The sequence below is a fragment of the Olsenella sp. Marseille-QA0557 genome (assembly GCF_965119725.1).
GTDB lineage: Bacteria > Actinomycetota > Coriobacteriia > Coriobacteriales > Atopobiaceae > Coprovicinus > Coprovicinus avistercoris.
Genome location: NZ_CBCPMI010000001.1, coordinates 1,696,005 through 1,708,745, shown reverse-complemented (window position 1 = coordinate 1,708,745; position 12,741 = coordinate 1,696,005). Strand labels below are relative to the sequence as shown.

The 12,741-nt window shown below is 49.2% G+C and carries 12 protein-coding genes and 1 tRNA gene; all 13 read left to right on the top strand.

Annotation, left to right across the window (positions count from 1 at the left end; translation table 11 throughout):
- Nucleotides 1-15 precede the first annotated feature (15 nt).
- The 13 genes from ispH to ACQY6Y_RS07720 all read left to right on the top strand — a co-directional run bounded on the left by ispH (nt 16) and on the right by ACQY6Y_RS07720 (nt 12,649).
- Nucleotides 16-867: a 4-hydroxy-3-methylbut-2-enyl diphosphate reductase gene (ispH, locus tag ACQY6Y_RS07780; protein WP_428379773.1), complete on the top strand. Its 852-nt coding sequence runs from the start codon at nt 16-18 to the stop codon at nt 865-867.
- The gene (locus ACQY6Y_RS07775; RefSeq protein ID WP_428379772.1) at nt 860-2,275 is read left to right on the top strand and encodes a DUF512 domain-containing protein; all 1,416 of its coding nucleotides are present in this window, start codon (nt 860-862) and stop codon (nt 2,273-2,275) included. Before ispH ends, ACQY6Y_RS07775 begins: the two co-directional genes overlap by 8 nt.
- An 81-nt stretch (nt 2,276-2,356) precedes the next feature.
- Nucleotides 2,357-3,670, top strand: coding sequence for a ribosome biogenesis GTPase Der (gene der, locus ACQY6Y_RS07770; RefSeq protein WP_428379771.1), 1,314 nt, complete (start codon nt 2,357-2,359; stop codon nt 3,668-3,670).
- Between the two features lies 1 nt (nt 3,671).
- Complete coding sequence (gene plsY, locus ACQY6Y_RS07765; protein WP_428379770.1) at nt 3,672-4,358, top strand: glycerol-3-phosphate 1-O-acyltransferase PlsY; 687 nt, start codon at nt 3,672-3,674, stop codon at nt 4,356-4,358.
- Entirely contained in the window at nt 4,355-5,368 is a 1,014-nt protein-coding gene (locus ACQY6Y_RS07760) for an NAD(P)H-dependent glycerol-3-phosphate dehydrogenase (RefSeq protein ID WP_428379769.1), read from the top strand. The genes plsY and ACQY6Y_RS07760 overlap by 4 nt, the downstream gene beginning before the upstream one ends.
- A gap of 15 nt (nt 5,369-5,383) precedes the next feature.
- On the top strand, nt 5,384-6,058 hold the full coding sequence (rpe, locus tag ACQY6Y_RS07755; RefSeq protein WP_428379768.1) for a ribulose-phosphate 3-epimerase: 675 nt from the start codon (nt 5,384-5,386) through the stop codon (nt 6,056-6,058).
- A gap of 2 nt (nt 6,059-6,060) precedes the next feature.
- Nucleotides 6,061-7,236 (top strand): cysteine desulfurase family protein, encoded by a 1,176-nt coding sequence (locus ACQY6Y_RS07750; RefSeq protein WP_428379767.1) that lies wholly within the window; start codon nt 6,061-6,063, stop codon nt 7,234-7,236.
- Nucleotides 7,237-7,301: 65 nt separating this feature from the next.
- Nucleotides 7,302-8,024 carry a zinc ribbon domain-containing protein gene (locus ACQY6Y_RS07745; protein WP_428379766.1) on the top strand — a complete coding sequence of 241 codons (723 nt, stop codon included), beginning with the start codon at nt 7,302-7,304 and terminating at the stop codon, nt 8,022-8,024.
- A gap of 10 nt (nt 8,025-8,034) precedes the next feature.
- Nucleotides 8,035-9,297, top strand: a complete 1,263-nt coding sequence (gene coaBC, locus ACQY6Y_RS07740; protein ID WP_428379765.1) for a bifunctional phosphopantothenoylcysteine decarboxylase/phosphopantothenate--cysteine ligase CoaBC — start codon at nt 8,035-8,037, stop codon at nt 9,295-9,297.
- A complete protein-coding gene (locus ACQY6Y_RS07735; RefSeq protein WP_428379764.1) occupies nt 9,294-10,151 on the top strand; it encodes a deoxyribonuclease IV in 858 nt (285 codons plus the stop codon). The genes coaBC and ACQY6Y_RS07735 overlap by 4 nt, the downstream gene beginning before the upstream one ends.
- 9 nt (nt 10,152-10,160) lie before the next feature.
- Entirely contained in the window at nt 10,161-11,963 is a 1,803-nt protein-coding gene (locus ACQY6Y_RS07730; protein WP_428379763.1) for an ABC-F family ATP-binding cassette domain-containing protein, read from the top strand.
- Entirely contained in the window at nt 11,953-12,489 is a 537-nt protein-coding gene (locus ACQY6Y_RS07725) for an acyl-CoA thioesterase (RefSeq protein ID WP_428379762.1), read from the top strand. Before ACQY6Y_RS07730 ends, ACQY6Y_RS07725 begins: the two co-directional genes overlap by 11 nt.
- 83 nt (nt 12,490-12,572) lie before the next feature.
- Nucleotides 12,573-12,649 (top strand) — tRNA-Pro (locus ACQY6Y_RS07720).
- Nucleotides 12,650-12,741: the final 92 nt, after the last annotated feature.

Sequence of the window (12,741 nt, the reverse complement as noted above, 5' to 3'; positions counted from 1 at the left end):
TGTTCAGGAGGGTTTATGGCAACGATAATATGCGCAGAACATGCAGGGGCATGCTATGGCGTTGAACGTGCTTTACGAATGGTACGAGAAGCAGCTCAATCCCATGAAGGGAGCGTGCAGACCCTCGGTCCGCTCATCCATAACCCTCAGGTAGTAGAAGAACTAGAGCACAACCATGGCGTTACTGTTGCACAAGATGCGGATCATGTGAGCGGTGATACCGTTGTCATTCGTTCTCATGGCGTCGTACCAGATGTGATACAGCATCTGCATGATCTTGATAAAGACGTGGTTGATGCCACCTGTCCTTATGTAAAAAAAGTACATGCAGCCGCCGAACGTCTGGTACGCGAAGGATATCAAGTCTTAGTTGTAGGCGAAGCTGGACATCCCGAAGTCGAAGGTATCTTAGGCCATGCTCCGAGTGCTGTTGCTGTGGTTAATCCAGATGATTTGGAGCATCTTTCACTTTCACGCAAGGTTGGCGTTGTAGTGCAGACCACGCAATCGCGTACCACGCTTGCTTCTCTTGTTTCTGCGATTCTCCTTAAAGGTTCTGTTGATGAGCTTAAGGTTGTAGATACCATTTGCGAAGCTACTGCCGAGCGCCAACGTGCAGCAGCTGCTCTTGCTCAAAAAGCTGATGTCATGATCGTTATTGGTGGCCGTAATTCGGCAAATACCACCCGCTTGGCAGAGATTTGTGCCACATACTGCAATAACACACATCATGTAGAAACGGCCGATGAACTGGCTGCGGATTGGTTTGAAAATGCTGAAATAATTGGTATTACTGCCGGCGCATCGACACCCGCCTCACAAATCGCATCGGTTCAAACTCAGATCGAACAACTCTGCCATGACTAACCAAGATTTACAAAACACAAGGTATCAGGGTTCTCCTGATACAAAACGCTCCGATTATGCCTCCACACGCGTTCAACGAAAGGGCGCATGGATTTCTCACGTGGAGCCCGGAAGTCCTGCCGATGTAGCAGGAATATATCCGGGACTGTGCATTGAAACCGTTAATGGTGTGCCGCTTGACGATATTATCACCTGGCGTTGGGAGGGTTCCGGAGCGACTGTTGAGCTTGATTTGAAAGATGATCAAGATGTTGCTTATGAGGTCGAATTAGTACGTGAGCCAGGACAATCGTGGGGTATTGAGTTTGAAGATGTCCTGTTTGACGGCATAAGAACATGTCGTAACGCCTGCTTGTTTTGTTTTATGGGTATGCTGCCACCGGATGTTCGTTCGAGCTTACTGCTCCGAGATGATGACTATCGTCTCAGCTTCCTACAGGGCAACTTTGTTACGCTCACCAACGTGTCCGATGAAGATATTGAGCGTATTATCTCTTGGCGTTTGGAACCCATGAATGTCTCTCTTCATGCCATTACGCCGGAAGTGCGTCGTCATCTCATCGGACGCAACGAAGCTCGTGGACGAGAAGCACTCGAGAAGCTTTGTGATGCAGGTATCGAAGTACATGCTCAAATTGTTCTTTGTCCTCATATCAACGATGGGGAAGAGCTTCTTCGCACTCTTACCTGGGTTGAAGAACACCCCACCATTACCTCGCTTGCCATAGTGCCAATGGGCTATACCAAATACAGCAAGGCTTTTACAAGCTCATATTCAGATGACAAAGAGGCTTCGCGAGCTGTTATAGAAGTGGTTCGTCCATTTCAGGAACGCGCTCGCGAGCAACGGGGAAAAACTATCTTCCAACTTTCTGACGAATTTTATCTCGACGCTCAGGTGGAAGTACCACCCGCATATACCTACGATGGTTATCCGCAGTTCTACGATGGCATTGGTATGCTCAGGAGTTTTCTTGATGAAACCGATGAGCTCCTTTTATCCGCCCTTGATGAGATAGAGCAGCTTCAAAGCCAGCTTACACAAGATGAAACAACAGCCCTTCTCATCTGTGGAGAAGCAGCCTTTGATGTTATTTCACATCTTTGCAGTGCGTGGGGAATAGCAAAAGATGTGCAGCCCTATGCTATCCGTAATGATTATTACGGGGGAGACGTTAACGTTACTGGCCTTGTGGTTGCCACTGATTTACTTTCTCAGCTTCCTCAGCAGCTTTCTCACACACATATCGTTCTTCCTGAAACAATGCTCAATTTTGATCATATGACCCTAGACGATTGGTCACTTGCTGATCTTGCTCAAGCTCTTGAAGCGCGTGGGGGAACTGTTTCTGTATGCGAGACCTCTCCGGGTAAACTCTTGGCACATCTCATGGAACATCTCGGTTAGCGCTCTGGAGCAGCCGGAGTGGAGTAGACTTATTTGCGCCGGATTGAAGTAGGTCCGACGGATACAAATGAGGAGAATCTCATGTCAAAGCCCATCGTTGCCGTGGTAGGCCGCCCCAACGTGGGGAAGTCCACCCTGGTAAACAGAATTTGTGTTGCCCGTGATGCCATTGTCCACGAATCTCGTGGTGTCACACGTGATCGTTCGTATCACACTGCCGACTGGTCAGGTCGGGATTTTGTAGTGATAGATACGGGCGGTTTGGAACCAAAACGAACCGATGATGCATTTGCGCCACGCATTCGTGAACAAGCAGAGGCCGCCTGTGAAGAGGCCGACGCTATCATTTTTGTCGTAGATGGAACCGTCGGTGTTACCGATGAAGATGAAGAAGTTGCACGTATTCTTCGTCGGACTAAAAAACCGGTATTCCTTGTTGTTAATAAACTCGACAACCCTGATTCCGATGGTGCTATCTGGGAGTTTTACTCTCTTGGCGTAGGTGAACCTCGACCGGTATCTGCTGTACATGGCCATGGCACTGGCGACTTGTTGGATGATGTCATTGCGGTGCTCCCCGAGGATGAAGAACCCGACTATCCAGAGGACCTTATCAATGTCGCCATTGTTGGTAGGCCAAATGTGGGCAAGAGTTCACTTACCAACAGGCTTGCAGGAAAGAGTCGCTCCATTGTTTCTGACATCGCAGGAACGACTCGAGATGCCATCGATGTTCTCGTTGAGCAGAACGGCGAGCGCTTCCGTCTGGTAGACACTGCAGGCATGCGACGTCGCAGTGTTGTTCACGAAGACGTTGAATATTACAGCATCGTTCGTGGTCTCAGAGCCATGGATAAAGCAGATGTGTGTCTTCTCGTGGTAGATGCAACCGACGGAGTGACCGAGCAGGATCAAAAGGTAGCCTCAATGGCTATCGAGCGTGGTTGCGGCTTGGCCATCCTTCTTAACAAGTGGGATCTTCTCACCGACGACTACGCTCGCGAAACTGTGATGAATTCGCTCGCACAGCGCATGACATTTGCTTCGTGGGCTCCTGCGCTGCGCATTTCTGCTTTAACCGGACGTGGCATTGATAAGGTTTTGCCGCTCGCTGCCCGTCTGGCTCAAACGCGTGAACAGCGTATTCCCACTCCACGCCTCAACGACATGGTGACAAAGATTCGTGAATCTGGTCATACCATCGTAGATGGCCGGCGTCGACTTAAAGTTCACTATGCAACTCAGACAGGCGTTTGCCCGCCCCAAATTACCTTCTTCTGCAATGCCCCAGAGCTCATTGACGATAATTACGAGCGTTATCTCGAAAATCGCCTGAGAGAAACATTCTCACTTGAGGGAACGCCGGTAAGACTTCGTTTTAGAAGGAAGGAGTAGCGTGACTTCCTTAGAAGCGCTTATTTATTGCATTGTTGCAGTGCTCATTACCTTTTTTATCTGCGCAATTCCTTCGGGATATCTCATCTCTAAGCAGGGATCACATGTAGATGTCCGCAAAGAAGGGTCTGGCAACATTGGCACTACCAATGTTGCGCGCTCAGTTGGAAAGGGAGCCGCTGCTCTGACGCTGCTTTGCGATGCGGGCAAAGGGTTTATCTGCGTTGGACTCGGAAAGCTCATTGCTTCTCAAATCTTCTTTGGGGGAGCTCTGTGGCCCTTTGTTCCTTCAGGTCCCTTGAGTTGGATCACGGGCATGCTTTTGCTCAGCGCAGTTCTTGGTCATATTTTCACGCCATATCTAGGTTTCCATGGCGGTAAGGGCATTGCTGTTGGTTTTGGTGCCATGCTCGCTGCTGCACCTTTAGGAGCCTTAGGGCTTTTGCTGGTGTTTGTTGTCGTGGTAATTCCCACGCGTTTTGTTTCGGCAGCATCGGTATGTGCGGCAATTTCTCTTCCAATTTGGAGCGTTGTGATCTATCACGCTACCTTTGGCTTTCTTATTCCTGCGCTCATTGCATGTCTTGTTGTTATTTGGGCTCATCGTACCAATATCAATAAGCTTCTTCATGGAGAAGAACGTCGCTTTGCCTTTCATCATGACGATTCGGAGAGCAAAACAAAGTGAGTCGCATAGCAATAATTGGAGCAGGATCATGGGGTACTGCTGCTGCCGGCCTTGTCGCAAAACATGCTGATGAAGTTGTGCTGTGGGCACACTCCCAAGAAGTTGCCGATGGCATCTGCCTAACCCACAAGAATCCACGCTATCTGAGTGATTACGAGCTTCCGCATAATGTAGAAGCTACGACCTCCCTTACTGATGCTCTCGAAAAGATAGACGCTCTTCTTGTTGCTGTTCCCTCATCACATTTGAGAAAAACACTTCTTTCAGGAGCTCAATTTATCGCATCGTCCACGCCTGTTTTGGTACTCACAAAGGGAATTGAGCGCAAAACTGGCTACACCATGGCTGAACTCGTGGGCGAAGTGTTGGGAAACCAGTCTCGAATCTGTGCGCTCTCTGGTCCCAACCATGCAGAAGAAATCGCCGCTGGTAAATTGTCTGCTTCTGTAATTGCCGGCAGCTCTCGTGAAGTCTGTACTTCTTTTCGTGACCTTCTCATTGATCGAGCATTTCGTATCTATGTGAGTTCCGATCTGGTTGGCGTTGAGGTTTGTGGCGCTACCAAAAATATTATGGCTATCGCAGCGGGTACAGCAGCTGGCCTTGGCTTAGGCGACAATGCACTTGCTGTTATCATGACGCGTGGACTCGCTGAAATGGCACGCATTTCTGCTGCATGCGGAGGCGATCCGCAGACGTGTATGGGTCTTGCTGGCATGGGCGATCTGGTGGCCACTTGCACATCTCGCCATTCTCGTAACCGATGCTTTGGCGAACAACTCGCAAGAGGTATTACACTTTCAGAATATGAGCGTAAGACACACATGGTAGTAGAAGGCGCTTATGCTGCCACTGCTGTCCATGAACTCGCATGTCGTTTGAACGTAGAGGCACCAATTACAAGTATTGTGCATCGCGTACTCGATGAGGGGCTTTCTGTTCAAACTGCTATGGGTGAGCTTTTGTCGCGCGTTCCTGGCGAAGAGTTTTACGGTTTCGATAAAGAGTAAGAGTGGAGGCTTTCCATGCTCGAAGATGTTCTCATTGCCCCATCAATTCTCTCTGCAAACTTTTTGGAGTTGGGCAGTGAGCTGGAGCGTATATCCAGCGCTGATTTAGTGCACTTTGATGTAATGGACGGCAGTTTTGTTCCCAACCTTTCTTTTGGTATTCCCATTTTGAAACAGGTAAAAAAGGCAACAGAGCTTCCTTTGGATGTCCACCTTATGATCGAGCACCCCGATAGTCTTCTTGATGATTTTATTGATGCGGGTGCCGACTATGTATGCTTCCACCAGGAAGCCGCTCCACATGCTCATCGACTTATCTCTCATATTCATGAGCGGGGTTGCAAAGCAGCCATGGCACTCAATCCCGGTACAGCTCCCTGTGTGTTGGAGTCGGTTGTTGGCGATCTCGATATGATTTTGGTCATGACCGTAGATCCTGGTTTTGGTGGACAGGCCTTCATTCCTTCGTCGATTGAAAAAGTTCGCGAGGTGCGGGCGCTCTGTGATCGTCATGGTGTTGCACCCCTCATTGAAGTTGATGGTGGTATTGGTACTGCTAATGCCGCGGCCATCTGTGAGGCTGGAGCTAATGTTCTAGTTGCAGGAAGCTCGGTTTTCCGCGGTGATTATGCTGACAATATTCAAAGCATCCGCGAACAAGCACGACAGGGCATTTCGAGGCAAGCATAACGATGCAGAAATCAACAACTGACCCTATATATCTTGACTATGCAGCAAGCGCACCATTGCGTCCGGAGGCACTTGCTGCTGAAGCTGCATACCGAAGCCTGCGATGTGCTGGTGCAAATCCCAACTCCCTCCATACGCTGGGACGAGAAGCTGCGCGAGAACTCGATAAAGCACGTCATACCTTTGCTCGCGTACTTGGTGGTGGATTTCGGCCAAGCGATATTATCTTTACCTCAGGTGGTACCGAATCAAACAACCTTGCCGTTATTGGTCTTGCAGAAGGAATGCGTGCGCGCAACAGCAAGCGTACATGCGTCGTGCTCGCTGCAATTGAACATGATTCAGTTCTCGATTTAGCGCCTGTCTTGCGTGGTCGTGGCTTTGAAGTGCGCATCATTCGACCGAAACACGACGGCACCGTAGGATCTGACGAGCTGCGTTCTGTGTTGGATACAAACTGCGCGCTTGTCTCTGTTATGGCTGCAAATAACGAGACTGGCGTTTTGATGGATATAGCATCCCTTGCAAAGCTTGCTCATGCCTCGGGCGCACTTTTCCACACCGATGCCGTACAGGCATTTTGCCGTGTTCCGCTTGACCTTGCTGATGTCGATGCTGTCAGTGTTGCCGGTCATAAGATTGGCGCTCCTGTAGGGACCGGCGTGCTCGCCGTTCGCTCACGGTGTCCTCTGAAAGCTCAATCGTTTGGTGGGGGACAAGAAGCAGGAAAACGAGCGGGGACCCAGGATGTTTGTGGTGCGGTTACCTTCGCCCAGGTAGCAGATGCCGTCTTTCATAACATGGATACGGTACGGCCCCTCGTTGCTGCACGTGCCAATCGTCTTTACGAGCGACTCTGCGCACCTGGCACCCAGATTGTCCCTACAACACAGGCCCATATTGATGACACACGTCTTCCCGGTTTGGTAAGTGTTATGGCATCACATGTAGATTCAGAGTCACTCGTTTTGCGTCTTGATGAAGCGGGTTTTGAAGTCTCTGCTGCGTCTGCCTGTTCGTCCGGATCCCTTGATGCAAGTCATGTACTTCTCGCAATGGGTATTCCACGAGACCTTGCTTTGGGCTCACTTCGTATATCATTCGATGAACGCGTTTCAGATCGTGAATTAGATTTGTTCGCAGAGGCACTTCTCGACATCGTTGCATCTGCACGTTAATACCGTGCTATGCTGCATGGTGTTCTTTCAAAAGGAATAACTACTACTCAACCATGGAGGTTCTAATGACGCGCACGGAAGCCCTGGTAAGGCTCCAGCAAGTAGATCTCGAACTCATTCGCCGCAAGCGCGCATTGGAAGCCTTGCCTCAAGGAAACAAAATCAAAGAGATTCGAGCTGCAGCAAAAAAGCTTGCTTCCGAGCTCACTAAAATCGTAGGTATTCGCAAAGATATTGAGATGGATCTTGCTGAAAACTCAGAGCAGCACGATAAAATGGCTCATCTTGTAGATAAGGTTCAGCAAGACGCGCTTGAAGGCCCACAGGATTACAAAGCTGTACGGGAACTTGAGCAGCAGCTTACCCATTTAGCCAAGCGCTTGGAGAAGCTTGAATTTGAGCGCAACGAGCTGGAAAGCAAACTCGCTAAAATTCAGACGTCAGAGAAAAAGGCCCGTGAAGTTGCTGAGCGTCTTTCACAGGAGGGGCACGCACAGGCTACGTCCTATCAGGAACAGAGCGCTCAGATAACTGCTGAGATTGAAAAACTCAGCGCTGAACGTGAAATGCTTGTGAGTGAGCTTCCACAGGAGCTTCTCGATACCTATGCAAAGGCATGCAAACGATTTGATGGCCTCGCAGTAGAAACACTTACGGGGAACAGACCTTCAATTTGCCGTGTAACCCTTCAGCCGAGTGACTTCGCAGACATACGTCGATCTAACGATGATATCTGTGAATGTCCCTACTGCCATCGTATTTTGGTAACTTCAACTGCATTTGAGTAAGGCGACACTTATGGCTACAACAGAAGAGCAAGTCTCTCAAACTCCTCGCGTACTGCTTTGCGTGACTGGGTGTATTGCAGCATATAAAGCCTGTGAAGTTCTTAGAGGGCTCCAACGTGCCGGTTGTGACGTGCGTGTTGCTATGACAGAAGATGCTTGTCATTTTGTTGGAGGCACCACATTTGAAGCTTTAAGTACGCATCCGGTCGCACTTGATCTCTCCACCTACCCAGACTCTTCCATCCCTCATATTTTTCTTTCTGGCTGGGCGGATGTTGCTCTTGTATGCCCGTGCACCGCTAATGTACTTGCAAAGGTTGCCGCAGGAATTGCAGATGATTGTGTTACGTCAACATTGCTTGCCTGTGATATTCCTGTCTTAATTGCTCCAGCTATGAACAATCGCATGTGGGCAAATCAGGCCACACAAGCAAACCTCACTACGCTCATACATCGAGGTATTGAGGTTATCAGTCCTGATACCGGGCTTCTTGCCTGTGGTGATACGGGTACAGGTAAATTGGCAGACGTGTCAGATATTGTGAACCAGACGCTCTTTAGAATTTCTCGTCTTCAGCCCTCACTTCTGAGCAACAAACGTGTTCTTATCACTGCTGGACCAACCCATGAAGCAATAGACCCTGTTCGCTATATTGCCAATAGGTCGTCAGGAAAGATGGGTTATGCCCTTGCCGAGGCAGCGCGAGATGCTGGAGCAGACGTAGTTCTCATATCTGGCCCCACCGCCCTTACAGCACCTTATGGTGTTGAGGTGGTGTATGTGGAATCAGCGGCGCAGATGTATGAGGCTGCTTGTAAGGCTTTTGAGCAGGCTGACATTGCTATTTTGTCTGCAGCCGTGGCCGACTACACACCACAACATCCTGCGGATCATAAGTTGAAAAAGCAACACGAGCAGGACCGGTCGTTGCTTTCCACACTCGCCCTCAAAGAGACTGACGATATTCTCGCAGAGCTTTCTCGCCAAAAAGGATCGCGCGTTGTTATTGGTTTTGCCGCCGAGACAACAGATCTTCTCACCCACGCACAAGAAAAGCTCATGCGTAAAGGCTGCGATCTCATTGTGGCCAATGATGTATCTCGCCAAGATTCTACGTTCGGTTCGGATACAAACCGCATAACTATTCTTTCTCCGGAAGGGGAAGAACAGCTTCCCACCATGTCTAAAGCACAGGTGGCAAAAGAACTGATTATCCGTGCTGCCGAATTGCTTAAAGAGAATGATTCAGGCTGCCAAGGAGAAGTTTCATGACGTTATCGGTAGGATGCCATCTTTCTATCTCCCAATCGGGCGGATATGAAGGGATGGGCCAAACAGCCTGTCGGATTGGTGCTACGACCTTTGCTTTTTTCACGAGAAACCCTCGTGGCGGTTCGGCACGCAAGCCCGATCCAGATGATATGAAGCGCTTGAATACACTTATGGAGCAGCAAGGATTTGGAAAGCTTGTTGCTCATGCGCCATATACGCTCAATCTCTGCTCCGCAAAGCCTGACGTTATTGACTTCGCACGTAGAGCTATGCGAGAAGATCTGGAAACTCTGGAGTATTTACCTGGGATGTATTACAACTTTCATCCCGGCTCTCATCTAAAACAGGGTTCTGAAGTTGGTTGTAGCCTTATCGCCGAAGGGCTCAATGAAGTCTTAGTTCCTGGACAATCTACCAAAGTTCTTCTCGAGACCATGGCGGGAAAAGGAACTGAGGTGGGGCGTACCTTCGAGGAGCTTGCACGCATCATTGATGCAGTTAAGCATGATGAGCTGGTGGGAGTTTGTCTCGACACCTGTCATGTAAACGATGCCGGCTACGATATAGCACATGACTTAGATGGTGTTCTAGAAGAGTTTGATCGCGTAATTGGACTCGACCGTCTCTGTGCTTTACATCTCAATGACTCCAAAAATCCAGTTGGTGCACATAAAGATCGCCATGAATGTCTCGGGAAGGGTACGCTTGGTTTAGGCTTGTTTGAACAAATCGTTTGTGACGAGCGACTTTGCAAGCTTCCCATGGTGTTAGAAACACCAAACGATCTTGATGGCTACGCACAAGAAATTGCCTTCTTGCGCGCTGCCGCTCATGAATCTTCTTTTTTGCAGTAAGGGTATTTGATGGGTATTCTCATTGGTTGCGAACAGATTTCGATGGAATGGCCTGGCAAGCAAGTTCTTGTCGATCAAACAGTTGGTGTATACGAAGGAAGCCGTATTGGTGTTGTAGGACGAAATGGCGATGGCAAATCAACGCTACTAGAGCTTCTAGACCACCAACTTGAGCCCGACTCGGGAACGGTAACGTGGCGAAACGGCATTTCTGTTGGCTATCTTGGACAATCAGATACCCTCGACGAAAAAGCAACGGTACGCCAAAACGTCGTTGGCGACACAAAGGAATATCTCTGGGCTTCAGATGCACGGATCCGCGCCATTATGGCTGAGTTGCTTTCCGATGTTTCTCTCGAAAGCCTTGTTGGCGAATTGTCTGGCGGACAAAGGCGTCGTGTAGATCTCGCACGCGTACTCATTGGTACGTGGGACGTACTCCTTATGGACGAGCCAACCAACCACTTAGATATGCATGCAATTTCTTGGCTTGCTCACCACCTTAAGAATCGCTGGAGCAGTGACACGGGCGCCCTGGTGGTTATCACCCACGACCGATGGTTTCTCGATGAGGTATGCGAATCGATGTGGGAAGTGCATGATGGGGTAGTTGAGCCTTTTGAAGGCGGCTATTCAGCCTATATCCAGCAGCGAGTTGAGCGCGAACGACAGGCAGCTGTAGCAGAGGAACGCCGTCAAAACATGCTGCGCAAGGAACTGAATTGGCTTGCTCATGGCGCTAAAGCTCGTACCTCAAAGCCTCGTTTTCGTATTGAAGCAGCGATGGACCTCATTGCGAATGATCCTCCACTGAGAAACCCTCTTGAGCTCAAACGCCTTGCTGTCGCACGCCTCGGCAAGCAAGTTATCGAAATGCACGACGCTTCTTTTTCCTATTCCCAGAATCAAAAGCCAGTCTTTTCTCATCTCGACTGGCTTATTGGTCCCGGTGATCGCTATGGAATACTTGGTGAAAATGGCGTTGGAAAAACAACCTTGCTCAAAGTTATGACCGGCGGTCTTGCTCCCACGTCTGGGTCAGTTAAGGTAGGCGCAAGCGTGCGCTTTGGTTTTCTCACGCAAGATTTAGCTGTTCTTTCTGAACGTATGGACTGGCGAGTAAACGAAATACTTGCACAATATCGCAAAAATTACTTCATTGATGGCAAGAGCTACTCTCCAGAGCGTCTGCTTGAGCGACTGGGTTTTGAAACACGCGAGCTCATGAGCTATGTCAAAGATCTCTCAGGAGGTCAACGTAGACGCTTAGCAATTATGTGTGTTCTGCTTGACGAGCCAAATGTACTTGTCTTGGACGAGCCGGGCAATGATCTGGACACCGACATGTTGGCTGTTTTAGAAGACCTGCTCGACACCTGGCCTGGAACACTGTTGGTAGTAACTCACGACCGCCATCTAATGGAACGCGTTACCGACGATCAATACGCCCTGATTGATGGGGAAGTGCGTCATGTTCCTGGCGGTGTGGATGAGTATCTCAAACTGTTGGACGAACAAGCTACACAGGCAAAAAAGAAAGCATGCGCACCTGCTCCGCATAAGCAAAATAACAAACCCGCTGGTGCTGAGCGGCGTGAAATTAAGCGCAAGCATGATGCCATAGGGCGAAAATTGCAAAAACTAGATGGTGAACCCGATCGCATTCGCAAAGAAATGCAGGCATGTGATCCCAGTGATTTTGCAACACTCCAACAACTAACAGAACAACTTGCTCAAACCGAACAACAAATAAGCAGCTTAGAAGATGAATGGCTTGCTTTAGATGAACAATTGGAGAGCTATGATGGATAACTCCTCAGATACTTCTCTGCAGCCCATCTCTTATGGCACACAAGATGGACGTCCCTGTAAACGAGTAGCTGATTCATACACCGAATCAGTACGCATTGTGACTCATCCTGATGTAAATGGTGAGAACCGCCTTTTTGGCGGACGCTTGATGGAATGGATTGACGAGACAGCAGGCATAGCTGCACGCCGTCACTGTGGCGGTTCGGTAACTACAGCATGCGTTGATACCTTGCAGTTTAAGCATCCCGCTAAACTCAACGATATTGTTGTCATTGAGGCATGTGTTACTCATGTAGGACATAGCTCATTAGAGATTCAAGTGATCTCTTACGTTGAGGATCCATCCTCTGGCGAGCGTGCCATTATCAATACCGCATACCTTACAGAAGTGCATGTAAACAGCGAAGGCGTACCACAAGAGGTACAGTTTGGACTCGCCCTTACGAATGAAAAAGAACGACTTGCTTGGGAAGCTGCCGAAAAGCGCATAGGTATCCGCCAGACACGCAAAGAGTTTGGATTCTAGAATCTCGGCAAGCGAGCAAAGATTTCTCTTGCTTCTTTTTCAAGAGCAGAGTATGATTCTAATTCGTTCGGGCATTGCCCCAACGGGTGGTGGCGCAGTTTGGTAGCGCACTTGACTGGGGGTCAAGGGGTCGCTGGTTCGAATCCAGTCCACCCGACCAGATTATTTCGGCCGGAAGAAGCTTCTTCCGGCTTTTAATATGAGAAAGCCATTGTCAAGAGGCATGACGTTGCAGACTCAGGTTTTAATGCC

What these genes read in the sequence shown, in the direction of transcription:
- ispH (WP_428379773.1), top strand. Translation starts at nt 16, where the DNA reads ATGGCAACGATAATATGCGCAGAACATGCAGGGGCATGCTATGGCGTT.
- ACQY6Y_RS07775 (WP_428379772.1), top strand. Translation starts at nt 860, where the DNA reads ATGACTAACCAAGATTTACAAAACACAAGGTATCAGGGTTCTCCTGAT.
- der (WP_428379771.1), top strand. Translation starts at nt 2,357, where the DNA reads ATGTCAAAGCCCATCGTTGCCGTGGTAGGCCGCCCCAACGTGGGGAAG.
- rpe (WP_428379768.1), top strand. Translation starts at nt 5,384, where the DNA reads ATGCTCGAAGATGTTCTCATTGCCCCATCAATTCTCTCTGCAAACTTT.
- ACQY6Y_RS07750 (WP_428379767.1), top strand. Translation starts at nt 6,061, where the DNA reads ATGCAGAAATCAACAACTGACCCTATATATCTTGACTATGCAGCAAGC.
- ACQY6Y_RS07745 (WP_428379766.1), top strand. Translation starts at nt 7,302, where the DNA reads ATGACGCGCACGGAAGCCCTGGTAAGGCTCCAGCAAGTAGATCTCGAA.
- coaBC (WP_428379765.1), top strand. Translation starts at nt 8,035, where the DNA reads ATGGCTACAACAGAAGAGCAAGTCTCTCAAACTCCTCGCGTACTGCTT.
- ACQY6Y_RS07735 (WP_428379764.1), top strand. Translation starts at nt 9,294, where the DNA reads ATGACGTTATCGGTAGGATGCCATCTTTCTATCTCCCAATCGGGCGGA.
- ACQY6Y_RS07730 (WP_428379763.1), top strand. Translation starts at nt 10,161, where the DNA reads ATGGGTATTCTCATTGGTTGCGAACAGATTTCGATGGAATGGCCTGGC.
- ACQY6Y_RS07725 (WP_428379762.1), top strand. Translation starts at nt 11,953, where the DNA reads ATGATGGATAACTCCTCAGATACTTCTCTGCAGCCCATCTCTTATGGC.